This is a genomic window from Streptomyces sp. AgN23 (assembly GCF_001598115.1).
GTDB classification, from domain to species: Bacteria; Actinomycetota; Actinomycetes; order Streptomycetales; family Streptomycetaceae; genus Streptomyces; species Streptomyces antimycoticus.
Window position 1 is genome coordinate 3,165,748 of the sequence record NZ_CP007153.1, and the last position, 23,216, is coordinate 3,188,963.

General features: G+C 70.0%; 18 protein-coding genes and 1 tRNA gene. 11 read left to right on the forward strand and 8 right to left on the reverse strand.

The window, feature by feature from the left end; translation table 11 throughout:
* Nucleotides 1-47: 47 nt before the first annotated feature.
* Complete coding sequence (polA, locus tag AS97_RS13875) at nucleotides 48-2,786, reverse strand: DNA polymerase I (protein WP_059144963.1); 2,739 nt, start codon at nucleotides 2,784-2,786, stop codon at nucleotides 48-50.
* A 145-nt stretch (nucleotides 2,787-2,931) separates the two neighbouring features.
* Here polA and AS97_RS13880 point away from each other — a divergent pair, with 145 nt between their 5' ends.
* The 8 genes from AS97_RS13880 (at nucleotide 2,932) to AS97_RS13915 (ending at nucleotide 12,568) form a co-directional block, all read left to right on the forward strand.
* Nucleotides 2,932-5,214, forward strand: coding sequence for an FdhF/YdeP family oxidoreductase (locus AS97_RS13880; protein ID WP_059144964.1), 2,283 nt, complete (start codon nucleotides 2,932-2,934; stop codon nucleotides 5,212-5,214).
* Between the two features lie 62 nt (nucleotides 5,215-5,276).
* Complete coding sequence (locus tag AS97_RS13885; RefSeq protein WP_125759870.1) at nucleotides 5,277-5,801, forward strand: hotdog fold thioesterase; 525 nt, start codon at nucleotides 5,277-5,279, stop codon at nucleotides 5,799-5,801.
* A 183-nt stretch (nucleotides 5,802-5,984) separates the two neighbouring features.
* Nucleotides 5,985-6,440, forward strand: coding sequence for a hypothetical protein (locus AS97_RS13890; protein ID WP_210564976.1), 456 nt, complete (start codon nucleotides 5,985-5,987; stop codon nucleotides 6,438-6,440).
* A 464-nt stretch (nucleotides 6,441-6,904) separates the two neighbouring features.
* The gene (locus tag AS97_RS13895; protein ID WP_059144967.1) at nucleotides 6,905-8,137 is read left to right on the forward strand and encodes a branched-chain amino acid ABC transporter substrate-binding protein; all 1,233 of its coding nucleotides are present in this window, start codon (nucleotides 6,905-6,907) and stop codon (nucleotides 8,135-8,137) included.
* A gap of 104 nt (nucleotides 8,138-8,241) precedes the next feature.
* Nucleotides 8,242-9,174, forward strand: a complete 933-nt coding sequence (locus tag AS97_RS13900; protein WP_059144968.1) for a branched-chain amino acid ABC transporter permease — start codon at nucleotides 8,242-8,244, stop codon at nucleotides 9,172-9,174.
* Between the two features lie 12 nt (nucleotides 9,175-9,186).
* Nucleotides 9,187-10,941 carry a branched-chain amino acid ABC transporter permease gene (locus AS97_RS13905; protein ID WP_059144969.1) on the forward strand — a complete coding sequence of 585 codons (1,755 nt, stop codon included), beginning with the start codon at nucleotides 9,187-9,189 and terminating at the stop codon, nucleotides 10,939-10,941.
* Entirely contained in the window at nucleotides 10,938-11,855 is a 918-nt protein-coding gene (locus AS97_RS13910; RefSeq protein ID WP_086709927.1) for an ABC transporter ATP-binding protein, read from the forward strand. The genes AS97_RS13905 and AS97_RS13910 overlap by 4 nt, the downstream gene beginning before the upstream one ends.
* Nucleotides 11,852-12,568, forward strand: a complete 717-nt coding sequence (locus AS97_RS13915) for an ABC transporter ATP-binding protein (RefSeq protein ID WP_059144971.1) — start codon at nucleotides 11,852-11,854, stop codon at nucleotides 12,566-12,568. The genes AS97_RS13910 and AS97_RS13915 overlap by 4 nt, the downstream gene beginning before the upstream one ends.
* A 78-nt stretch (nucleotides 12,569-12,646) precedes the next feature.
* Here AS97_RS13915 and AS97_RS13920 read toward each other — a convergent pair whose 3' ends face one another.
* Nucleotides 12,647-13,282 carry a response regulator gene (locus tag AS97_RS13920; protein ID WP_059144972.1) on the reverse strand — a complete coding sequence of 212 codons (636 nt, stop codon included), beginning with the start codon at nucleotides 13,280-13,282 and terminating at the stop codon, nucleotides 12,647-12,649.
* 97 nt (nucleotides 13,283-13,379) lie between these two features.
* Here AS97_RS13920 and AS97_RS13925 point away from each other — a divergent pair.
* A tRNA-Leu gene (locus tag AS97_RS13925) sits at nucleotides 13,380-13,454 on the forward strand.
* Between the two features lie 109 nt (nucleotides 13,455-13,563).
* Complete coding sequence (locus AS97_RS13930; protein WP_210564978.1) at nucleotides 13,564-14,334, forward strand: transcriptional regulator; 771 nt, start codon at nucleotides 13,564-13,566, stop codon at nucleotides 14,332-14,334.
* A gap of 34 nt (nucleotides 14,335-14,368) precedes the next feature.
* Here the strand turns inward: AS97_RS13930 and pyk are convergent, their stop codons facing one another.
* The gene (gene pyk, locus AS97_RS13935; protein WP_059144974.1) at nucleotides 14,369-15,799 is read right to left on the reverse strand and encodes a pyruvate kinase; all 1,431 of its coding nucleotides are present in this window, start codon (nucleotides 15,797-15,799) and stop codon (nucleotides 14,369-14,371) included.
* 157 nt (nucleotides 15,800-15,956) lie between these two features.
* Entirely contained in the window at nucleotides 15,957-16,700 is a 744-nt protein-coding gene (locus AS97_RS13940) for an SIMPL domain-containing protein (RefSeq protein ID WP_059144975.1), read from the reverse strand.
* Between the two features lie 225 nt (nucleotides 16,701-16,925).
* Between AS97_RS13940 and AS97_RS13945 the strand changes: the two genes are divergently transcribed.
* Entirely contained in the window at nucleotides 16,926-18,722 is a 1,797-nt protein-coding gene (locus AS97_RS13945) for a 5'-nucleotidase C-terminal domain-containing protein (protein WP_125761996.1), read from the forward strand.
* A gap of 88 nt (nucleotides 18,723-18,810) precedes the next feature.
* On the opposite strand, the gene AS97_RS13950 is transcribed toward AS97_RS13945, so the two are convergent.
* From AS97_RS13950 to narI, 4 genes are all read right to left on the reverse strand, one after another.
* A complete protein-coding gene (locus AS97_RS13950) occupies nucleotides 18,811-20,319 on the reverse strand; it encodes a SidA/IucD/PvdA family monooxygenase (RefSeq protein ID WP_210564979.1) in 1,509 nt (502 codons plus the stop codon).
* Nucleotides 20,316-21,728, reverse strand: a complete 1,413-nt coding sequence (locus tag AS97_RS13955; RefSeq protein WP_059144978.1) for an aminotransferase class V-fold PLP-dependent enzyme — start codon at nucleotides 21,726-21,728, stop codon at nucleotides 20,316-20,318. Before AS97_RS13955 ends, AS97_RS13950 begins: the two co-directional genes overlap by 4 nt.
* A gap of 165 nt (nucleotides 21,729-21,893) precedes the next feature.
* Entirely contained in the window at nucleotides 21,894-22,127 is a 234-nt protein-coding gene (locus tag AS97_RS13960) for a hypothetical protein (RefSeq protein WP_086711765.1), read from the reverse strand.
* A gap of 228 nt (nucleotides 22,128-22,355) precedes the next feature.
* Nucleotides 22,356-23,111, reverse strand: a complete 756-nt coding sequence (narI, locus tag AS97_RS13965; protein WP_210564981.1) for a respiratory nitrate reductase subunit gamma — start codon at nucleotides 23,109-23,111, stop codon at nucleotides 22,356-22,358.
* Nucleotides 23,112-23,216: the final 105 nt, after the last annotated feature.

The following is a 23,216-nucleotide window of genomic DNA, read 5'->3' on the forward strand; positions in this document are numbered from 1 at the left end:
ACTTATGGTCCGCAGCTACCGGTGCAAACACCGCATCGGAGGAACCCTCAGTGAGCCGCCGATTCCCAGTCCGACCCGGATCCTACCGATACATCCAGCGGAGCGCTCAAGCTGAAGGCGCCCGTCATCTCCCGGCGGACCAGCTCCTCGACCCGCTCCCGCTCACCGGACGCGATCTCCAGCACGATTTCGTCGTGGACCTGCAACAGCATCCGCGACGAGAGTTCCGCCCTCGTCAACGCCGCGTCCACCTTGAGCATCGCGATCTTCACGATATCGGCGGCGGTGCCCTGGATCGGGGCGTTGAGCGCCATCCGCTCGGCCATCTCGCGGCGCTGGCGGTTGTCGCTGGTGAGGTCCGGGAGATAGCGGCGGCGGCCGAGCATGGTCTCCGTATAGCCGGTGGCGCGTGCCTCCTCGACGACCCGCTGCAGATAGTCGCGCACTCCGCCGAACCGCTCGAAGAAGTTCTCCATCAGCTTGCGGGCCTCATCGGGGGTGATGCCGAGCTGCTGGGAGAGGCCGAACGCCGAAAGGCCGTACGCCAGCCCATAGGACATGGCCTTGATCTTGCGGCGCATCTCCGGGTCGACCGCCGACTTGTCGACGGAGAAGACCTGGGAGGCGACCGTGGTGTGGAGGTCCTCACCGGAGGTGAACGCCTCGATCAGGCCCTCGTCCTCGGAGAGATGGGCCATCACGCGCAGCTCGATCTGGCTGTAGTCGGCGGTCATCAGCGACTCGAAGCCGTCGCCGACGACGAAGCCGCGCCGGATCGCCCGGCCCTCGTCCGTGCGCACCGGGATGTTCTGCAGATTGGGGTCGGTGGAGGAGAGCCGGCCGGTGGCCGCCACGGTCTGGTTGAAGGAGGTGTGGATGCGGCCGCCGGGGGCGATGGTCTTGATCAGGCCCTCGACGGTGGAACGCAGCCGCGCCTGCTCCCGGTGGCGCAGCATGATCACCGGGAGTTCGTGGTCGGTCTGCGCGGCCAGCCACGCCAGCGCGTCGGCGTCCGTGGTGTATCCGGTCTTGGTCTTCTTGGTCTTGGGCAGGCCCAGCTCGCCGAAGAGCACCTCCTGGAGCTGCTTGGGCGAGCCGAGGTTGAACTCATGGCCCACCGCGGCGTGCGCCTCCTGCACGGCGTGCTGCACGGCGGCCGCGAACTGCTGCTCCATGCGCTCCAGCCAGCCGCGGTCGGCGGCGATGCCCGACCGCTCCATCCGGGCCAGCAGCTCGGAGACGGGCAGCTCCATGTCGTGCAGCAGCCCGGCGGCGCCCACGTCCTTCAGCCGGCCGCCGAACGCCTCGCCCAGGTCCAGGATCGTCCGCGCCTTGATCATCAGAGCGTCCCGCTCGGCCTCGTCATCGGCACCGAAGGCCAGCTGTCCGCCGTCCGCGGCGACCGCCGGGGACAGCTCACGGCCCAGGTACTCCACCGACAGGGCGTCCAGCTCGAAGGAGCGGCGGCCGGGCTTGACCAGATAGGCCGCGAGGGCGGTGTCCATGGTGACGCCCGCGACGGACCAGCCGTGCTCGGCGAAGACCCGCATGATGCCCTTGGCGTTGTGCAGCACCTTGGGGCGGTCCGGGTCCGCGATCCACCCGGCGAACGCCCGCTCATCGGCCTCGTCCAGCTGCGAGGGGTCGAAGAACGCGGCGGGGCCGGAGCCGGTGGCCAGCGCGATCTCGCTGACACTGCCGCTGCCCAGCGCCCAGGTGTCGACCGTGGCCAGGCCCAGCGGGGCGTCGCGGTGGCTCTCCAGCCAGGGGGCGAGCTCGCCCGCGCCCAGCACCACGCCGTCGACGGCGATACCCGGCTCCGCGGCCGCGGGCTCGTCCGCCGCCGCGCCCGGGTCGACGGCCATGATCCGGTCGCGGAAGTTCTGGTGGCGGAACTCCAGCGCGTCCAGGATCACCGAGAGCGCCTCCCGGTCGTACGGAGTGCGCCCCAGCCCCTCGGGGCCGGCGGCCAGCTCCACATCCCGCACCAGCTCGGTCAGCTGGCGGTTGAGCTTGACGGACTCCAGGTGGTCGCGGAGCTTCTCGCCGACCTTCCCCTTGACCTCGTCGACCCGCTCCACCAGCTCCTTGAACGAGCCGAACTGATTGATCCACTTCGCCGCGGTCTTCTCGCCGACGCCCGGGATGCCGGGGAGGTTGTCCGACGGGTCGCCGCGCAGGGCCGCGAAGTCGGGGTACTGGGCCGGGGTGAGGCCGTACTTCTCGTGCACCTTCCCGGGGGTGAACCGGGTCAGCTCGGAGACGCCCTTGGTGGGGTAGAGCACCGTGACATGGTCGGTGACCAGCTGGAACGAATCCCGGTCGCCGGTGACGATCAGCACGTCGAAGCCCTGCTCCTCGGCCTGGGTGGCGAGGGTGGCGATCACGTCGTCGGCCTCGAAGCCGTCCACCGCGAAGCGCGTGATGTTCATGGCGTCGAGCAGCTCGCCGATCAGCTCGACCTGGCCCTTGAACTCGTCGGGGGACTTGGAGCGGTTCGCCTTGTACTCCGTGAACTGCTCGGAGCGCCAGGTCTTGCGCGAGACGTCGAACGCCACGGCGAGGTGCGTGGGCTGCTCATCACGGAGCGTGTTCGCCAGCATCGAAATGAAGCCGTAGATCGCGTTGGTGGTCTGGCCGGTGGTCGTGTTGAAGTTCTCCGCCGGCAGCGCGAAGAACGCCCGGTATGCCAGGGAATGCCCGTCCAGCAGGAGCAGGCGGGGACGGTCCTCCCCCGTGCGGTCGGGCGCGGGCGCTGCGGTCTTCTTCGATGCTTTCTCTGCCACGCCCCCGATCCTGCCACGGCCCACCGACAATGCCTCCCGCACAGCCGGACCGGGCCGCCGCCTCGGCTGTCGTGGGCCCGTGACAGGATTTGACCCACAGGTCCACGCACAGGTCCCGCAACGCTCGAGCCCAAGGGGAGCGACAATGGCAGCCAAGCCGCCCGCAGGCGATCCGATCCAGGACGCGCCCGAGGTCACACCCCCGCAACATGCCGCCGCCGGGCTGCCGGCCGTGCGGCATTCACTGCGCATCGCCCAGCAGCAGATGGGGGTGCGCCGCACCGCGCTCACCCTCCTGCGCGTCAACCAGAAGAACGGCTTCGACTGCCCCGGCTGCGCCTGGCCCGAGCCGGACAAGCGCCATGCGGCCGAGTTCTGTGAGAACGGGGCGAAGGCCGTCGCCGAGGAGGCCACCCTTCGCCGGGTCACCCCCGACTTCTTCGCCGCCCACCCGGTGGCCGACCTCGCCACCCGCAGCGGCTACTGGCTCGGTCAGCAGGGCCGGCTCACCCAGCCGATGTATCTGGACGAGGGCGCCGAGCGGTACGAGCCGGTGTCCTGGGACCGGGCCTTCGACATCATCGGCGACGAGCTGACCGCGCTCGACTCCCCCGACGAGGCGGTCTTCTACACCTCGGGCCGCACCAGCAACGAGGCGGCCTTCCTCTACCAGCTCTTCGCCCGCGAATTCGGCACCAACAACCTGCCCGACTGCTCCAACATGTGCCATGAGTCCTCCGGCTCGGCACTCACCGAGACCCTCGGCGTCGGTAAGGGCAGTGTGCTGCTCGAGGACCTCTACCAGGCCGACCTGATCATCGTGGCCGGGCAGAACCCCGGCACCAACCACCCGCGCATGCTCTCCGCCCTGGAGAAGGCCAAGGCCGGCGGTGCGAAGATCATCTCCATCAACCCGCTGCCCGAGGCCGGGCTGGAGCGGTTCAAGAACCCGCAGAACGCACGCGGCATCGCCGGCGGCGGCACCGCGCTCACCGACCTCTTCCTGCAGATCCGGCTCGGCGGCGACCAGGCCCTCTTCCGCCTCCTCAACAAGCTCATCCTGGAGACAGAGGGAGCCACCGACGAGGAGTTCATCGGCGAGCACACCCATGGCTTCGAGGAGTTCGCCAAGGCCGCCCGCGACGCCGACTGGGACGAGACGCTGCGCGCCACCGGCCTCGACCGCGCCGACATCGACAGCGCGCTGCGCATGGTCCTGGACTCCCAGCGCACCATCGTGTGCTGGGCGATGGGCCTGACCCAGCACAAGCACTCGGTGCCCACCATCCGGGAGGTCGTCAACTTCCTGCTGCTGCGCGGCAACGTCGGCCGCCCCGGCGCCGGGGTCTGCCCGGTGCGCGGCCACAGCAATGTGCAGGGCGACCGCACCATGGGCATCTTCGAGCGCCCCGCCCCGGCCTTCCTCGACGCCCTGGAGCGCGAGTTCGGCTTCGCCCCGCCCCGTGAGCACGGCTTCGACGTCGTACGGGCCATCCGCGCCCTGCGCGACGGCCAGGCGAAGGTCTTCTTCGCCATGGGCGGCAACTTCGTGGCGGCCTCCCCCGACACCGAGGTCACCGAGGGCGCGATGCGCGCCGCGCGGCTGACCGTCCATGTCTCCACCAAGCTCAACCGCTCCCATGTGGTCACCGGGGCGCGGGCGCTGATCCTGCCCACTCTCGGCCGCACCGAGGCCGATCTGCAGGGCGGCGGCCCGCAGTTCGTCACCGTCGAGGACTCCATGGGCATGGTGCACGCCTCCCGCGGGCGCCTGGAGCCCGCGAGCTCCCACCTGCTCTCCGAACCGGCCATCGTCTGCCGGCTGGCCCGCCGGGTGCTCGGCCCCGAAAGCCGCACCCCCTGGGAGGAGTTCGAGAAGGACTACGCGCGGATCCGCGACCGTATCGCCGCCGTCATCCCCGGCTTCGAGGACTTCAACGCCCGGGTGAGCGACCCCTCCGGTTTCGCCCTGCCGCATGCCCCGCGCGACAGCCGCAGCTTCCCCACCACCACCGGCAAGGCCAACTTCACCGCCGCCCCCGTCGAGTACCCCACGGCGCCCGAGGGCCGGCTGCTGCTGCAGACCCTCCGCTCCCACGACCAGTACAACACCACCATCTACGGCCTGGACGACCGCTACCGCGGCATCAAGAACGGCCGCCGGGTGGTGCTGGTGCACCCCGAGGACGCCCAGGAGCTCGGGTTTGCCGACGGGAGCTACGCCGACCTGGTCAGCGAGTGGACGGACGGCACCGAGCGGCGCGCCACCGGCTTCCGCGTGATCCACTACCCGACCGCGCGCGGCTGCGCCGCCTCGTACTACCCGGAGACCAACGTCCTGGTCCCGCTGGACGCCACCGCCGACACCAGCAACACCCCGGCGAGCAAGTCGGTGGTGGTCCGCCTGGAACAGACACCCCCAGCCTAAGCGTTTGCTCAGCCACCTGGTAAGAAGGTGGCCACCACAAGCAATCGAACGGAGCCGGTCCGATGGGCGAACAGACCAGCGTGAAGTTCCCGCAGGAGGTCATCGACGAGTACGCGGCGCTCGGCGTGGACCTTCCCGCGCTGTTCTCCGCAGGGCACCTGGGCACCCGCATGGGCGTGCAGATCCTGGAAGCCTCCGCGGACCGCGTCGTGGCCACCATGCCCGTGGAGGGCAACACCCAGCCGTACGGACTGCTGCACGGCGGGGCCTCCGCCGTACTGGCCGAGACCCTCGGTTCGGTCGGTTCGATGCTCCACGGCGGCAGCGGGCGGATCGCGGTCGGCGTCGACCTCAACTGCACCCACCACCGCGGAGTGCGCTCCGGCCTGGTCACCGGTGTCGCCACCCCCGTCCACCGGGGCCGCTCCACCGCCACCTACGAGATCGTCATCAGCGATGAGCAGAACCGGCGGGTGTGCACCGCCCGCCTCACCTGCCTGCTGCGCGAGGTCGGCGAGGCCGGCCAGGCCAAGGCGGTCGCCGAGGTCACCGAGGTCACCGAGGACAAGGAGCGCGGCGAAGCGTGACGCCCGGCGGGCCGGACGCCCCGGGGCGGCGTCCGGCGCCCCGGCGCGTCCGGCCTCGGGCGGCGTGCGGTGCCCCGCTTCCGGCCCCGGGCGGCGTCCGGCGCCCCGGCGGTCCGGCCCTCGCGTAACGGCCGGTGTCATGGCCGTTGTCCCTCCGGGAGGCCGGGGCTAGCGTGACTCCCCATGGGGGCATCGACCCGGGCGGGCCCCTGGCCCGCCACCGCCTGTGGCTGCGCTCTCGTACTCGCCGTGACACTGACCGGATGCGGCGGATCCGGTTCCGGCGGCTCCGACGACTCTCGCGGCTCGGGTGACAGCTCCCCGTCCGCGTCCGGCCCCGGCCCCAACAGCCCCACACCACAGGCGCCTTCGCCCGTACGGCTGTGCACCGATCTCATCTCCTACTGGGCCGAACAGGACCTTGCGGGCAGCCGTTGGGCCGGGCTCGACTGGGAGCAGAAGGGGCTCTCCAACCAGCAGTACGAGATCTACGACGACATCGTCCACGCCGCGCGCGCCAAGCGGCGGCGCCATGGCACCCCGGCCGCCAACGCGCTGATCAAACGTCTGGCCGAGCGCCGCTGCGCGGCCGCGAACGGCGCCACCCACAGCTCCGAGAACTGGCGCCCGCCCACCTGAGCCGCGCCCGTCCGGCACCCCGCCGGGGCACCGGACCGACACCAGCAGTCGTAACACTCCGTAACACTGACGCAATATAAGATCGCATTTTCACCACTCACCGCGCCCCTGAACTCGATCTTTCCCCGCTCGCCCGCACACGGCCGTTCGCGCATCGCTCACCAGTCCCCCGCACTCCTTAGCGGAACTGCATCTTCTCAGGATCCGGACCTAATGGTTGGATCAGATTCGCCCCATACATCCCTTACGTTCCGCTACACGGACATCCCGGGGTGACGCGCGTCATAACAAGACAGTCACATCATCGTCTGGACCTCTGCCACCGGTCGCGCCCCGCGCTTAGAGTCACAGCCAGTCACGGCCCCGTGGGGTGTACGCCGCACCCGCACGGCCATTCCAGGTTCATCCGGCGAGGACACGGCACCCCATGGACCCGGGGTGCCGGGCCAGCGAAAGGATTCCTCGTGCGACACCGTTCCTTGCTCATCATCACGACCGCGATCACCGCGGGCGCCCTCACGCTCAGCGCCTGCGGGTCGCGCGACGACAAAGACGACAGTGGCGGCAAGGACAGCAAGACGACCGTGGTTATCGGTGTCGACGCCCCGCTCACCGGCTCGCTGTCCGCCCTCGGCCAGGGCATCAAGAACTCCGTCGACCTCGCGGCCAAGGTGGCCAACAAGAACAACGAGGTCGACGGGGTCACCTTCAAGGTCAAGTCCTTCGACGACCAGGCCGTGCCCTCCTCCGGCAAGGCGAACGCGACCTCGATGGTCGACGACGAGGACATCCTCGGTGCCGTCGGGCCGCTCAACTCGGGCGTCGCCCAGTCCATGCAGGGCGTCTTCGACCGGGCCGACCTCGCCCAGGTCTCCCCCGCCAACACCAACCCGGCCCTCAGCCAGGGTGACGACTGGGCGTCGGGCAAGAAGTCGCGCCCGTTCAAGACCTACTTCCGCACCGCGACCACCGACATCATCCAGGGCCGCTTCGCCGCGCAGTACTACTACAAGGACGCGAAGAAGCGGAAGGTGTTCGTCGTCGACGACAAGCAGGCGTACGGCAACGGCCTCGCCACCATCTTCGCCGAGGAGTTCAAGCGCCTCGGCGGCAAGGTCGTCGGCCGGGACCACCTGACCGTCAAGGAGACCGACTTCTCCGGCATCTCCAGCAAGGTCAAGTCCACCGGCGCCGACTCCGTCTACTTCGGCGGTCAGTACCCCGAGGGCGGACTGCTGTCCGACCAGGTCAAGCAGGCCGGCGCGCAGGTCCCGATCATGGGCGGCGACGGCATCTACGACCCCGCCTTCATCAAGGCGTCGGGCACCAGCAACGACGGTGACCTCGCCACCTCCGTCGGCTACCCGGTCGAGCAGCTCGACTCCGCCAAGACCTTCGTGAAGAACTACGGGGAGCAGCACTACAAGGACCCGTACGCGGCCTACGGCGGCTACTCCTACGACGCCGGCTGGGCCATCATCCAGGCCGTCAAGGCCGTCGTCGAGGACAACGACGGCAAGCTCCCGGACGACGCCCGCGCCAAGGTCACCGAGGCGCTCGGCAAGGTCTCCTTCGACGGCGTCACCGGCAGGGTCTCCTTCGACCAGTACGGCGACACCACCAACAAGCAGCTGACCGTCTACAAGGTCACCAAGGGCGCCTGGAAGTCCGTGAAGAGCGAGACCTTCAAGGACTGACTCCCGGCGGCGATCCCGCACACCCACGAAACGAATCCGCGCGAGGGCGTACACCATCGCCCTCGCGCGGCGTCATATCCGACACGCTCATCGGAGGCCCTGCGGTGCACGAACTGCCGCAAACGCTGGTCAATGGCCTGACCCTTGGCGCCCTCTACGGCTTGATCGCCATCGGGTACACCATGGTCTACGGCATCGTCCAGCTCATCAACTTCGCCCACGGCGAGATCTTCATGATCGGGGGCTTCGGGGCCCTCACCATCTACATCTGGCTGCCCAGCGGCACCGCGCTCTCCCTCGCCCTGCCCCTCATGCTGATCGGCGGCGTCATCGCCTCGGTCGCCATCGCCACCGCGGCGGAACGCTTCGCCTACCGGCCCCTGCGCGGCGGACCCCGGCTCGCCCCCCTGATCACCGCGATCGGTCTGTCCATCGCGCTGCAGCAGGCCGTCTGGGCCTTCTACCCCGACGCCAAGAAGCCCCGCAGCTTCCCGCAGTTCGAAGGCTCCTCGTTCGAGATCTTCAGCAATCTCCACATCCAGCGCGGCGACGCCTTCCTCCTCATAGCCGCACCGGTGTGCATGCTCGCCCTCGGGCTGTTCGTCTCCAAGAGCCGCGCCGGCCGCGCCATGCAGGCCACCGCCCAGGACCCCGACACCGCCAAGCTCATGGGCATCAACACCGACCGCATCATCGTGATGGCCTTCGCCATCGGCGGTGCGTTCGCCGCCGTCGCCGCCCTCTCCCACGGGCTCAAGTACGGCCAGATCAACTTCGAGATGGGCTTCATCGCCGGCCTCAAGGCGTTCACCGCCGCCGTGCTCGGCGGCATCGGCAACATCTACGGCGCCATGCTCGGCGGCGTCGTCCTCGGCATCGTCGAGGCCCTGGCCATCAAGTACATCCAGGACATCCCCGGGATGGACCAACTCGGCGGCGGCGCCTGGAAGGACGTATGGGCCTTCACCCTGCTCATCGTCGTCCTGCTGGTCAGGCCACAGGGCCTGCTCGGCGAACGCGTCGCGGACCGGGCGTGAGGGAGTGAACCGATGACCACCGACAAGACCCAGCCCACCCCCGTGAACGAGGCCGAGGCCGGCGCCACCGCGTCGCGCACCACCCTGCTCCGCGCCCTCACCGCGGCCGGCGGCGCCGCCGCCGTCGTCTCCACCTTCCTCGCCTGGACCTGGACCGCCGAATTCCCCGGCGACCTGACCGTCTACGGCTACCCGGGCGGACTGCAGCTCCTCACCCTCGTCCTCGGCATCGCCACCGCCGTCTTCGCGCTGGCCGCCCTCGACCTGAAGGGCCTGCGCTGGCTCACCCCCAGCGGCTCCACCGGGGCCCTGCGGATGCTGGCCCTCGGCACCTTCGCCGTCACCTGGTTCACCGTCATCTCCATCGCCGTGGACCTGGACGGGCTGGTCAACCTCGAGCCCGGCGGCTGGATCGCCGCGGTGGTGACCGCCGTCCCCGTGGCCACCACCTTCCTGCTCCCGGACGACACCCGCCCCCTGTGCCGCCCCAAGGAGCTGCCCTCCTGGGCCGACATCCTGATCATCGCGGGTGTCTTCGCCCTCGGCCTCTACGTGGTCAACTACGGCATCCAGACCGACGCCGACCACCCCGAGCCGTTCATCGGCTACCTCATCGCCGTCGCGTTCGCCGCCGTCGCCCTCGTCAAGGCCGGGCTCGTCCACCGGATCAGCGAGCTCACCAGCGCCTACCGCTCCACCACCCTGGTCGCGGCGCTGATCACCGCGATCGTCTTCCCCTTCTTCCAGGACAAGTCCAGCTTCACCGAACTCGGCGTCAACATCGCGATCTTCGCGACCGTCGCCCTCGGCCTGAACATCGTCGTCGGCCTCGCCGGCCTCCTCGACCTCGGATACGTCGCCTTCCTCGGCGTCGGCGCCTACACGGCCGCCCTGGTCTCCGGGTCCACCGCCTCGACCATCGACGTCAGGTTCCCGTTCTGGGCCGCCGTCATCACCGGCGGTGTGGTCTCGCTGATCTTCGGCGTGGTCATCGGCGCCCCCACCCTGCGGCTGCGCGGCGACTACCTCGCCATCGTCACCCTCGGCTTCGGAGAGATCTTCCGTCTCGCCATGCTGAACCTCGACGGCACCTCAGGACCCTCCGTCACCAACGGCCCCGACGGCATCCCCAACATCCCGCCGCTGGAGATCTTCGGGTTCAACTTCAACGACGACCACAACATCGCCGGCCTCAGCCTCGACTCCAACGGCAACTACTACCTGCTGATGCTGCTGGTCACCATCCTCGTCGTGCTGATCTTCAGCCGCGCGGGCAACTCCCGCATCGGCCGCGCCTGGGTCGCCATCCGCGAGGACGAGACCGCCGCCACCGCCATGGGCATCAACGGATTCCGGGTCAAGCTGGTCGCCTTCGCGCTCGGCGCCACCCTCGCCGGAGTCGCCGGCGCCGTCTGGGCCCACTTCCAGTCCACCGTCGTCCCCGAGCAGTACGTCTTCGCCGGCCCCGTCCCGCCCAACTCCACCTTCCTGGTCGCCGCCGTCATCCTCGGCGGCATGGGCACCATCGGCGGCCCCCTGCTCGGCGCCACCCTGCTCTACCTGATCCCCAAGAAGCTGGAATTCCTCCAGGACTACCAGCTCCTCGCCTTCGGTATCGCGCTCATCCTGCTGATGCGCTTCCGCCCCGAAGGGATCGTCCCCAACCGGCGGCAGCAGCTCGAATACCACGAGACCGGCCAGCTCGACGTCCCCGGCGCGACCGGACTCAAGGACGGTGCCGTCGGCGTCACCAAGGCGGAGGCATGACACAGATGACCACCACCACGACCTCCCCCGTACTCACCGCCACCGGCGTCACCATGCGCTTCGGCGGACTCACGGCCGTACAGTCCGTCGACCTCAACGTCCACCCCGGCGAGATCGTCGGCCTCATCGGCCCCAACGGCGCGGGCAAGACCACCTTCTTCAACTGCCTCACCGGCCTCTACGTCCCCACCGAGGGCAGCGTCGCCTACCAGGGCACCGTCCTGCCGCCCAAGCCCCACCTCGTCACCCAGGCCGGCATCGCCCGCACCTTCCAGAACATCCGGCTCTTCGCCAACATGACGGTCCTCGAAAACGTCCTCGTCGGCCGCCACACCCGCACCAAGGAAGGCCTGTGGTCGGCCCTCCTGCGCGGCCCCGGCTTCAAACGCGCCGAGGCCGCCTCCAAGGCCCGCGCCATGGAACTCCTGGAGTTCACCGGCCTCGCCGACAAGGCCGACCACCTCTCCCGCAACCTCCCCTACGGCGAACAGCGCAAGCTGGAGATCGCACGCGCCCTCGCCAGCGACCCCGGACTGCTGCTCCTCGACGAGCCCACCGCCGGAATGAACCCCCAGGAGACCCGCGCCACCGAGGAACTGGTCTTCGCCATCCGGGACCTGGGCACCGCCGTACTCGTCATCGAGCACGACATGCGCTTCATCTTCAACCTCTGCGACCGGGTCGCCGTGCTCGTCCAGGGCCAGAAGCTCGTCGAGGGCACCTCCGAGATCGTCCAGAGCGATGAGCGCGTCATCGCGGCCTACCTCGGCACCCCCTTCGAAGGCGCACCCGGCGCGGAGGAGGCCGCCGAGGTCGAGGCCGCGGAGGCCGGAGCCACCACCGGCGCCACGACCGGCGCCCCGCAGGACGAGACCCAGCGGGGCACCACAGCACGTACGGAGGACGGACAGTGACCGCACTGCTCGAGGTCGAGGACCTGCGGGTCGCCTACGGCAAGATCGAGGCCGTCAAGGGCATCTCGTTCAGCGTCGAGGCCGGCCAGGTCGTCACCCTCATCGGTACCAACGGCGCGGGCAAGACCACCACCCTGCGCACCCTGTCCGGCCTGCTCGAACCCCTCGGCGGGGAGATCCGCTTCGACGGCCAACCGCTGAAGGGTGTCCCCGCGCACAAGATCGTCGCGCTGGGGCTGGCCCACTCGCCCGAGGGCCGGCATATCTTCCCGCGGCTGTCGATCGCCGAGAACCTCCAGCTCGGAGCGTTTCTCCGGAAGGACGCGGACGGCATAGCCGCCGACATCCGCCACGCGTACGAGCTCTTCCCCATCCTCGGCGAACGCCGCGCCCAGGCGGCCGGCACCCTCTCCGGCGGTGAGCAGCAGATGCTCGCGATGGGACGGGCGCTGATGTCCCGCCCCAAGCTCCTGATGCTCGACGAGCCCTCGATGGGCCTCTCGCCGATCATGATGCAGAAGATCATGCACACCATCGCCGAGCTCAAGTCCCAGGGCACGACGATCCTGCTGGTCGAACAGAACGCCCAGGCGGCCCTGTCACTGGCCGACGAGGGCCATGTGATGGAGATCGGCAAGATCGTGCTGTCGGGGACGGGGGATGCGCTGCTGCACGACGAGTCGGTGCGGAAGGCGTACCTCGGCGAGGACTGAGGGCTGAGGACTGACAGACACGGTGAGGGGCCCGTACCGCCGACGCGTTCGGCACTACGGGCCCCTTCCGCTCGTCCCCTATTGCTCCTTGGCCTTCTTCTCCGCCGCGTCCTCGATGACGGCCTCGGCGACCTGCTGCATCGACAGCCGGCGGTCCATCGAGGTCTTCTGGATCCAGCGGAAGGCGGCGGGCTCGGTCAGCCCGTACTGCGTCTGCAGAATGCTCTTGGCCCGGTCGACCAGCTTGCGGGTCTCCAGCCGCTGGGAGAGATCGGCGACCTCCTGCTCCAGGGTCTTCAGCTCGGTGAAGCGGGAGACGGCCATCTCGATGGCCGGTACCACATCGCTCTTGCTGAACGGCTTCACCAGATACGCCATCGCCCCCGCGTCCCGGGCCCGCTCGACCAGCTCGCGCTGGGAGAAGGCGGTCAGCATCAGGACGGGGGCGATACGGTCGGCCGCGATCCGCTCGGCGGCGGAGATGCCGTCGAGAACCGGCATCTTCACATCGAGGATGACGAGGTCGGGGCGGTGCTCCTGGGCAAGCGCGACAGCCGTCTCACCATCGCCCGCCTCGCCGACGACGGAGTACCCCTCCTCCTCGAGCATCTCCTTCAGGTCGAGGCGGATGAGCGCCTCGTCCTCGGCGATGACGACGCGGGTCGTCAGCGGTGGGACGTGCGACTGCGCGTCGGGGGCGTCAGCGGTGCTCACTGTGCTCCTCGTTTTCCTGGCAGGTGGGCACCACGAGCCTACCTAGCTGCGGTAAGGTGGACGCGCAGCGGGTCATTGGTGACCTTCGAAACTGCAAGCCCCGGTAGCCCAATTGGCAGCAGGCAATGGATTCAAAACCCATACAGTGTCGGTTCGAGTCCGACCCGGGGCACTTTTCCTTCGATTCCAAGGTCGCAAGGGAATGGGTCTTCTTCACTCGATGAAGTGAACAATGCTTCGAGCGCTCGCACGATGACCGCCTTACGGCCAGGCTCGCATTCGTGTACGACCTCGAAACGCGTGAGCGCACACTCGCGCTCGTCCGCCAGGGCCGAAGTCTGAATTCCGTGAGCAAGCAGACCGGGATATCACGGTCCGCCATCCGCGAATGGCAGGTCCGTCCGGAACCCGCCTCCACCGTGGCCCTCTGCTCAAGATGTGCCCCCGAGCCCCGACCGCCAGAGGACACCTGCGCCTACGCGTATCTGCTCGGGCTCTATCTCGGCGACGGCTGCGTCAGCCGCCTGCCGAACGGCTCGTACTTCCTGCGCATCGCATGCGCGGATGCCTGGCCGGGCCTCATCGACGCCTGCGCGGCAGCGATGCGCGCGGTACGCCCGTACAACCGGGTCTACCGCGTCCAGCGACAGGGGTGCGTCGCGGTGACCGGCTACAGCAAACACTGGCCCTGCCTGCTTCCCCAGCACGGTCCCGGAAAGAAGCACCACCGCACCATCGCCCTCGATGCCTGGCAGCAGCGGATCGTGGACAGCCACCCTTGGCACTTCATCTGTGGACTGTTCCACTCGGACGGCTGTCGGATCACCAACTGGACCACCCGCATCGTCGCCGGGAAGCCGAAGCGCTACGAATACCCCCGGTACCTCTTCACCAACAAGTCCGACGACATCCGCAAGCTCTGCTCCGAGACCCTCACCAAGGTCGGCGTCGAGTGGACCACGCTCGCGCGCCGGAGCGAGCCGTTCACCATCTCCGTCGCCCGCCGGGCCTCCGTCTCCCTCATGGACAAGCACGTCGGGCCGAAGTACTGAGCCCAGCACTTCGGCCCCGGGGAGCGAGGGTCGGCTACCTCAGGTCGTCCGCGCCGATGTGGTGGACGCGCACGAGGTTGGTGGAGCCGGAGACGCCGGGCGGGGAGCCGGCGGTGATGATGACGAGGTCGCCCTTGCGGCAGCGGCCCAGGCGCAGCAGTTCCTCGTCGACCTGGGCCACCATCTCGTCCGTGGAGTTGACCATCGGGCCGAGGAAGGTTTCGACGCCCCAGGTCAGGTTGAGCTGGGAGCGGGTGCCCGGTTCCGGGGTGAAGGCCAGGAGGGGGATCGGGGAGCGGTAGCGGGAGAGGCGGCGGACGGTGTCGCCGGACTGGGTGAAGGCGACGAGGAACTTCGCGCCGAGGAAGTCGCCCATCTCGGCCGCCGCGCGGGCCACCGCGCCGCCCTGGGTGCGGGGCTTGTTGCGCTCGGTGAGCGGGGGGAGGCCCTTGGCGAGGATGTCTTCCTCGGCGGCCTCGACGATGCGACCCATCGTCTTGACCGTGACGATCGGGTATTTGCCGACGCTGGTCTCGCCGGAGAGCATCACCGCGTCCGTGCCGTCGATGATCGCGTTGGCGACGTCGGACGCCTCGGCGCGGGTGGGGCGGGAGTTCTCGATCATCGAGTCGAGCATCTGGGTCGCGACGATCACCGGCTTGGCGTTCCGCTTGGCCAGCTTGATCGCGCGCTTCTGGACCATCGGCACCTGCTCCAGCGGCATCTCCACGCCGAGGTCGCCGCGGGCGACCATGATGCCGTCGAAGGCGTCGACGATGCTCTCGAGGTTCTCGACCGCCTGCGGCTTCTCGACCTTGGCGATGACGGGGAGCCGGCGGTCCTCCTCGTCCATCACCCGGTGGACGTCCACGACGTCGTTGCCGTTGCGGACGAAGGAGAGGGCGATGACGTCGGCGCCGGTGCGCAGCGCCCAGCGCAGGTCCTCGATGTCCTTCTTGGACAGCGCGGGGACGGAGACGGCCACACCGGGGAGGTTGAGCCCCTTGTGGTCGGAGATCATGCCGCCCTCGATGCAGATGGTGTGCACCCGGGGTCCGTCGATGTCGACGACCTCGAGGGTGACCCGGCCGTCGTCGACGAGGATCCGCTCACCCTTGCTGACGTCGCCGGCCAGCCCCTCGTAGGTGGTGCCGCAGCGGAACCGGTCGCCCTCGATGGGTTCGACGGTGATCGTGAACTCGTCTCCGCGTTCGAGGAGTACGGGTCCTTCATGGAAGCGGCCGAGCCGAATCTTCGGGCCTTGAAGGTCGGCGAGGATGCCAACGCTGCGGCCGGTTTCCAGCGAGGCTTTGCGCACTCGCCGATAACGCTCCTCGTGCTCGGCATAGGTGCCGTGGCTGAGGTTGAGGCGGGCCACATCCATTCCGGCTTCGATGAGTGCCTTGATCTGCTCGTACGAGTCGGTGGCGGGTCCCAAAGTACAGACGATTTTTGCTCGGCGCATGATGACGAGCCTATGACTTACCGGTGAGTAAAGAGCCCGGAACTTCACACTCCTCCATGGCCTTTGGATGGCGGGCTATTGACAACTAATGAAACGTGCAGCGGGGTGCTCCGATGAGCGTTCCGGAGGGTGGTTTCAAGACTCGGAAGGAGGGCCCTCAGAGCTCGGGAGGGGTGATCGTGAAGCGCGCGTTGACATGTGCATACACCGTCTGGCGCTGCGGTTCGAGGTCGAGCGCGACGACGGCGTCCCGGTCGGCGGGGCCGCCGAAGGCGGACCGGCCGCGCGTGGCGGCGGCCACGGGCTGGAGCGGCCCCTGCTCCGCCTCGAGGTCGGCGAGCTCGGTGAGCGCGACCAGCCGGGAGCCGAGCGCTCCGGCGTACTCGCGGGCCCGCTGCACCGCCTCCCGCACCGCCTGCTGCCGGGCCCGGCCGTGGGCGGGCGAGTCGGGGCGCAGCCCCCACCAGGGGCCGTCGACGCGGGTGAGGTCGAGGTCGGCGAGGCGGGTGGTGAGCTCGCCGAGGGCGGTGAAGTCGGTGAGGGTCGCGGTGAGGTGCACCCGGCCGTGGTAGGCCCGTACGCGCTCATGGCGGCTCTTGGGGTTGATCTCGGGGGTGACCGAGAAGGCGCCGGTCTCCAGCTTCTCGACCGCTTCGCCGTAGGGCTTCACCAGCGCGAGGACCTGGTTGTTGCGGCGGGTGAGGTCGTCGAGCGCGGTGCGCCGGTCGGCGCCGCGGGCGCTGACGGTGATGGTGAGCCGGGCGATCTCGGGGTCGACCTCCAGCGTCGCCTCACCGCGGACGGCGACGTGCGGGGTGTCGGGGGTGCCGTAGGGCACGGGGGCGGCGGGTACGGGGGCGGCGGGCTGCGGCGGCTGGGTGGGGTGGGCCGGCTGGTCCATGGCGGCTCCTGGTCGGGTGCACGAGGGGTGGTGTCCGGAGCGTACGACGCCCGGGCCCTCGGCGGGGTGGGACGACCCGGCCGGGAGAATTCTGGTCTGACCGCCCCTCAAGAGGCGCCGGGGCAACCTGATCGCAATCTGCCGGGGGTGGTGCGGAGCGGTGCGGCTGGGCCAGAATCTACGCGCGTTGTGCTCATTTCGCAGGTATCTCAGAGGAGATCAGCCATGCCGCTCGACCGTCGGAAGTTCCTGGGCCGCACCGCGGCGACCAGTGCGGGGGCCGCCCTCGCCGCCGCCGCGGCCGCCGTCCCGGCCGAGGCGCGGGGTCACGGGCGCCCCCGGCGGCGGTACGCCTTCACCGTGATGGGCACGACCGATCTGCACGGCAACGTCTTCAACTGGGACTACTTCACCGACGCCGAGTTCGACGACACGGCGCACAACGATGTGGGCCTGGCGAAGATCTCCACGCTGGTCGACCAGGTCCGTGAGGAGAAGGGGCGCCGCAATACGCTGCTGATCGACGCGGGCGACACCATCCAGGGCACCCAGCTCTCGTACTACTACGCCAGGGTGGACCCGATCACCGGGGCGGACGGCCCGGTGCATCCCATGGCGCAGGCGATGAACGCGATCGGCTACGACGCGGCGGCGCTGGGCAATCATGAGTTCAACTACGGCATCCCGGTGCTGCGGAAGTTCGAGGAGCAGTGCGACTTCCCGCTGCTGGGGGCGAACGCGCTGGACGCGAAGACGCTGCGGCCCGCCTTCGCACCGTACTGGATGACGCGGCTGCGCACCCCGTGCGGGCGGGATGTGAAGGTGGCGGTGCTGGGGCTGACCAATCCGGGCATCGCGATCTGGGACAAGGTCAATGTGCAGGGGAAGATGACCTTCCCGGGCCTGGAGGAGCAGGCCGCGAAGTGGGTGCCGCGGCTGCGGTCGATGGGCGCGGACGTGGTGATCGTTTCGGCGCATTCGGGGACCAGCGGCACCTCCAGCTACGGCGACCAGGTGCCGTATGTGGAGAACGCGGCGGCGCTGGTGGCCGAGAAGGTGGCGGGGATCGACGCGATCCTGGTGGGCCACGCGCATGTGGAGATCCCGGAGTCACGGGTGGTCAACAAGGAGACCGGGCGGGAGGTCGTGCTGTCGGAGCCGCTCAAGTGGGGTCAGCGGCTGACTCTCTTCGACTTCGAGCTGGAGTGGGAGCGGGGCCGCTGGCAGGTGGCGTCGGTGTCGGCGAAGGTGCTGGATTCCCGTACGGCCGAGGAGGACCCGCGGATCGTGGGGCTGCTCGGCGATGAGCACAAGAAGGTCGTCGGCTATGTGAACCAGACCATCGGCACCTGCTCAGCGGCGATGACGGCGACCGAGGCGCCGTACAAGGACGTGCCGATCCTCGACTTCATCAACCATGTGCAGTCGGAGACGGTGAAGGCGGCGCTGGCGGGGACGGAGTACGCGGCGCTGCCGGTGCTCTCGCAGGCGTCCTGCTTCTCCCGTACGGCGGCGATTCCGGCCGGGGACGTCACGATCCGGCAGGTGGCGGGGTTGTATCCGTTCGAGAACACCCTGGAGGCACGGGTGCTGACGGGCGCCCAGCTCAAGGAGTATCTGGAGTTCTCGGCGCGGTACTACGTACAGACTCCGGCAGGCGGCGATGTGGACCCGTCGAAGCTGACGAACGCCGACAACACGCCCGACTACAACTACGACGCGGTCGGCGGCCTGACGTACGAGATCGACATCGCGAAGGCGCCGGGCTCGCGGATCGCGAAGCTGAGCTTCGAGGGCAAGCCGATCGATGAGAAGGCGCAGTTCGTGCTGGCGGTCAACAACTACCGGGCGAGCGGAGGCGGCAACTTCCCGCATGTGGCCTCCGCGAAGCAGGTGTGGGCCAACTCGGAGGAGATCCGGAACACGATCATCGCTTGGGTGCAGGCGGAGAAGTCGATCGAGGTGTCGCGGTTCGCGTCGGTGGACTGGAAGCTGACTCGGGACGGCGTTCCGGTGTTCTAGTCCGGGCCGGTGTTCCGGGCCGGTGTTCCGGGCCGGTGTTCCGGGCCGGCACAGGTTTCGGGGCACGGGATGCGGGGCCCCTGCGCGGTCAGGTGCGCGTAGGGGCGAGGGGTGCGCGCTGGTCGGGGAGGTGCGGGCCGCCGATGACGGTGCCGCATCGCCCCGACGGCTGGAGGCCGAAGGCGGTGAACGCGGTGCGGGACGGCAGCCGATAGGCGGGTTCCGCGAGCAGCGAGTTGAGGATGACGGCGGAGCGCCAGGCGGCGAGGCCGAGGTCGGGGGTGCCGACGCCATGGGTGTGGCGCTCGGCGTTCTGCACGTACACCGAGCCCTTGATCATGGGGTCGAGGACCAGGCGGTGGTCGGCGTCGACGCGCGGGCGCTCGGAGGCGTCCCGGCGGATGTAGGGGTCGAGGGCGGCGAGCAGGGTGTCGACGCGGCGCTCGCGGTAGCCGGTGGCGAGGACGACGGCCTCGGTGGTGTGGCGGGTGCGGGTGCCCTGTTCGGTGTGTTCCAGGTGGAGTTCGAGGCGGGCGGCGGCGATACGGCCGGCGGTGCGGACGGTGACGCCGGGGGTGAGGACGGCGCCGGGCCAGTCGTCGGCGTGGAGGGCGCGGCGGTAGAGCTCGTGGTGGATGGCGTCGAGGGTCTCGTGGGCGATGCCCTTGTAGAGCTGCCACTGGCGGGGCAGCAATTGGTCGCGGACGGGCTCGGGGAGGGTGTGGAAGTAGCGGGTGTAGTCGGGGCTGAACTGCTCCAGGCCGAGTTTGCTGTATTCCATGGGCGCGAACGCGGGGGTGCGGGCCATCCAGTGGAGCCCTTCGGCGCCGAGCGGCCGGTTGCGCAGCAGGTCGAGGAAGACCTCGGCGCCGGACTGGCCGGAGCCGACGACGGTGACGTGGCCGGTGGCCAGAAGCCGTTCGCGGTGTTCGAGGTAGTCGCAGGAGTGGAGGACGGGGACGTTGGGTGCGTCGGCGAGGGGGCGCAGGGGTTCGGGGACGTACGGTTCGGTGCCGACGCCGAGGACGATGTTGCGGGCGTAGGTGCGGCCGAGGGCCCTGCCGTCCTCGTCGGCCCCGGTGGGGCGGGGCGCGGGGGCGTCGTCGGCCGGGCCGCCGAGCCGGGTGAAGTCGATTTCGAACAGCTCGTATTCGTGGTCCCAGCGGACGGCGTCGACGCGGTGGTCGAAGTGGAGTCCGGGAAGCTGTTCGCTGACCCAGCGGCAGTAGGCGTCGTATTCGGCGCGCTCGATGTGGAAGCGCTCGGCGACGTAGAAGGGGAAGAGCCGCTCATGGGCCTTGAGGTACTGGAGGAAGGTCCAGGGGCTGCCGGGGTCGGCGAGGGTGACCAGGTCGGCGAGGAAGGGGACTTGGATGGTGGCGCCGTCGATGAGCAGGCCGGGGTGCCAGTGGAAGGCGGGCCGCTGTTCGTAGCAGGCGGTGCGCAGGGCGGGGACGCCGTGGGCGAGGGCGGCGAGGGAGAGGTTGAACGGGCCGATGCCGATACCGGCCAGGTCCAGGGGCCGGTCGACGCCGGGGGCGGTCCCGGCGGCTGTGGCGGGATCGGCGGCGGGGGCGGGGGGTTGTTCGGTGCTCATGGGGTGGTGTGGCCTTCCACGAGTTCGAGCAGCCCGCGCAGATCGTCGGGCTGGGTGTGCGGGTTGAGAACGGTGACCTTGAGCCACAGCCCCTCGGGGGTGGCGGCGCGGCCGAGGACGGCCGTGCCGTGGTGGAGGAGGCGGCGGCGCAGCGCGGCGACGGCGGCGGGCGGTGCCCCGGTGGGGCGGAAGAGGACGGTGCTGATGGTGGGGCGGGCGTAGAGCTCGAGGCCGGGGCGGGCCTCGATGAGGTCGGCGAGGTGCTGGGCGGCCGTGCAGACGTGGTCGACGAGGTCGCCGAGGCCGCGCCGGCCGAGTGCCCGCAGGGTGACGGCGATCTTGAAGATGTCGGGGCGGCGGGTGGTGCGGAAGGAGCGGCCGAGCAGGTCGGGCAGCCCCGCTTCGGTGTCGTCGTCGGCGTTGAGGTACTCGGCCTGGTGGGCCAGCGGGGCGAGGGCGGCGCTGTCGGGGACGGCGAGGAGGCCGGCGGCGACCGGCTGCCAGCCGAGTTTGTGCAGGTCGAGGGCGACGGTAGGGGCCCGGTCGAGTCCGTGGAGCTGTTTGTGGAGGGTGTCGCTGAAGAGGAGGGGCGCGCCGTAGGCGGCGTCGATGTGGAGGGTGGCGGTGTGGTGGTCGCAGACGTCGGCGATATCGGGGAGCGGGTCGATGGCTCCGGTGTCGGTGGTGCCCGCGGTGGCGACGACGAGGGTGGGGGCGTCGGTGTCGGGCAGCCGGTCGAGGGCGGTGTGGAGGGCGGCCGGGTCGAGGACGCCGGTGGGGGTGGGGAGGGTGTGGGGCGCGGGCAGCCCGAGGAACCAGGCGGCGCGGTGGATGCTGTGGTGGGCGTTGCCGCCGCAGATGATCCGCAGGGGGCTGCCGATGCCGCCCGCGGCTTCGCGGGCGAGGAGCAGCGCGAGCTGGTTGGACTCGGTGCCGCCGGTGGTCACGAGCGCGTCGGGGGCGGGGCCGTGGGGGTGGACGAGCTCGGCCAGGGCGCGGCAGGTCAGCGCCTCCAGCGCGCAGGCGGCGGGCGCCTGGTCCCAGGAGTCGAGGGAGGGGTTGAGCGCGGACACCGCGAGGTCGGCGGCGGTGGCCACGGCGAGCGGCGGGCAGTGCAGATGGGCGGTGCAGCGCGGGTCCGCGGGGTCGGCCGCGCCGTGGGTGAGGGCGCGGACGAGGGTGCGCAGCGCGTGGTGGGGCCCCTCCCCCTCGTCGGGGATGAGCGGTCGGGCCGCACCGCGTATCCGCCGGTCCACCGCGGCCGGACCCCCGGCCGGGAGTGGCCCGCCGCGGTCGGCGGCCCCGTGGGCGAGGGCGTCGAGGACGGTGTCGACCATCGGGCGGAGCACGCCCGGTCCGCCATGGCCCCCGGCGAGGAGGCGGGCGGTTCCGGATGCGGGCACGGGCATGGGTGTGCCCCTAGGGGGTGTCTGGGAGTCGGGCAGGTGGCAGCGGTCGGGCGGCGGTCAGGGTTGCCCAAACTACTTCGCGCACCCGCGGTCCGGTCCGGGGTCGGCGGGAAGTGCACCCGTACGTGGTACGGCCCGGTCACACGGATTGATCCGCCCGCCCGGCTACTCGATATACCCGGTGTCGGGGTCCACCTGGCCGAGGAAGTCCCGTGCGGAGTCCTCCAGTTGCCGTGTGCTGAGGGAGTCGGCTCCATGGACCCGGGTGGTGAAGCCGTAGTCCGGGTTCGGCCCGGTCAGCCAGGTGACGTCGTAGGTTCCGGGTTCGTCGGGACGCTCGGCGACGTCGAACCTCTCCCCGTCGACGGTCAGGGTCTGCTCAAGAGTTTCTCGATCCATACCCGCCAGTGTGCCCCCTGCCCGAACGGGCGCTGATACCTGCCCGATCCAGGCGGTGCGCGGTTCGGCGGGCGTCGTTCAAGAGCTCGGAACTGTCGACGACAGGCCGACCGGAATGGACGCGTTCCCGCCCGGCGACCATGACCGTCTCGACGTGCGAGCGGTCCGAAGGAACTCGCGCACGCGGCGGGCTGCTCACTCTCCACCGCGCAGCGGCGCGTCGCCGTCTCAGGGCCGCGGCCTCCTCCGCCGACGGGGAGCCGGCTCACCGGCGCCGGTGAGCGCGGGGTGCGGGTGGGGGCGGGCGGGGGTGCGGGAGCGGTAGACGACGTAGGGCCTGGTGAGGTAGCCGAGGGGGGCGGTGAAGGCGTGGACGAGGCGGCTGAAGGGCCACAGGGCGAACAGGGCCATCGCCAGCAGGGCGTGGAGCCGGTAGGCCAAGGGGGCGTCGGCCACGGCGGGCACGTCGGGGTCGAGGGCGAACAGGCTGCGGAACCAGACCGAGACGCCCTGCCGGTAGTCGTAGGAGTGGGGGCCGGCGCCGGTGGCGGTGGCGGTGAGTCCGGCGAGGAGAACGGCGGCGAGCAGCGGGTAGACGGCTTTGTCGGTACGGCTGGTGGCCGCCCGTACGGCCGGTACGCGCAGCCGCCGGTGGAGGAGGACGCCGAGGCCGGCGACGGCGGCGAGGCCGGCGGTACCGCCGAGGATCAGGGCGTTGGCGTGATACAGCGATTCGCTGACGCGCAGCCGTTCGGTGAGCGTTTCGGGGATGAGCAGGCCCGCGACATGACCGGCGATCACGAAGAACAGTCCGTAGTGGAAGAGGGGGCCGCCGATGGCGAGCAGGCGGTGTTCGTGGAGCTGGCTGGAGCGGGTGGTGAAGCCGAAGCGATCGTAGTGGTAGCGCCAGACGGTGCCGGCGATGAGGAGGACGAGCACGAGGTAGGGGAGGACGCCCCACAGGGCGGTGTCCAGGTGGTTCATCGGCCGGTTCCTTCCACCGGGGAGGGGGCGGCGGGGGTGGTCGCGGCGAAGGGGGCCAGGCCCACTGTTTCGGTGGGGGCCCGCCGCGGGCGAGCGCGAGGGCCG

What these genes read in the sequence shown, in the direction of transcription:
- AS97_RS13880 (WP_059144964.1), top strand. Translation starts at nt 2,932, where the DNA reads ATGGCAGCCAAGCCGCCCGCAGGCGATCCGATCCAGGACGCGCCCGAG.
- AS97_RS13885 (WP_125759870.1), top strand. Translation starts at nt 5,277, where the DNA reads ATGGGCGAACAGACCAGCGTGAAGTTCCCGCAGGAGGTCATCGACGAG.
- AS97_RS13890 (WP_210564976.1), top strand. Translation starts at nt 5,985, where the DNA reads ATGGGGGCATCGACCCGGGCGGGCCCCTGGCCCGCCACCGCCTGTGGC.
- AS97_RS13905 (WP_059144969.1), top strand. Translation starts at nt 9,187, where the DNA reads ATGACCACCGACAAGACCCAGCCCACCCCCGTGAACGAGGCCGAGGCC.
- AS97_RS13910 (WP_086709927.1), top strand. Translation starts at nt 10,938, where the DNA reads ATGACACAGATGACCACCACCACGACCTCCCCCGTACTCACCGCCACC.
- pyk (WP_059144974.1), bottom strand. Translation starts at nt 15,799, where the DNA reads ATGCGCCGAGCAAAAATCGTCTGTACTTTGGGACCCGCCACCGACTCG.
- AS97_RS13940 (WP_059144975.1), bottom strand. Translation starts at nt 16,700, where the DNA reads ATGGACCAGCCGGCCCACCCCACCCAGCCGCCGCAGCCCGCCGCCCCC.
- AS97_RS13945 (WP_125761996.1), top strand. Translation starts at nt 16,926, where the DNA reads ATGCCGCTCGACCGTCGGAAGTTCCTGGGCCGCACCGCGGCGACCAGT.
- AS97_RS13950 (WP_210564979.1), bottom strand. Translation starts at nt 20,319, where the DNA reads ATGAGCACCGAACAACCCCCCGCCCCCGCCGCCGATCCCGCCACAGCC.
- AS97_RS13955 (WP_059144978.1), bottom strand. Translation starts at nt 21,728, where the DNA reads ATGCCCGTGCCCGCATCCGGAACCGCCCGCCTCCTCGCCGGGGGCCAT.
- AS97_RS13960 (WP_086711765.1), bottom strand. Translation starts at nt 22,127, where the DNA reads ATGGATCGAGAAACTCTTGAGCAGACCCTGACCGTCGACGGGGAGAGG.
- narI (WP_210564981.1), bottom strand. Translation starts at nt 23,111, where the DNA reads ATGAACCACCTGGACACCGCCCTGTGGGGCGTCCTCCCCTACCTCGTG.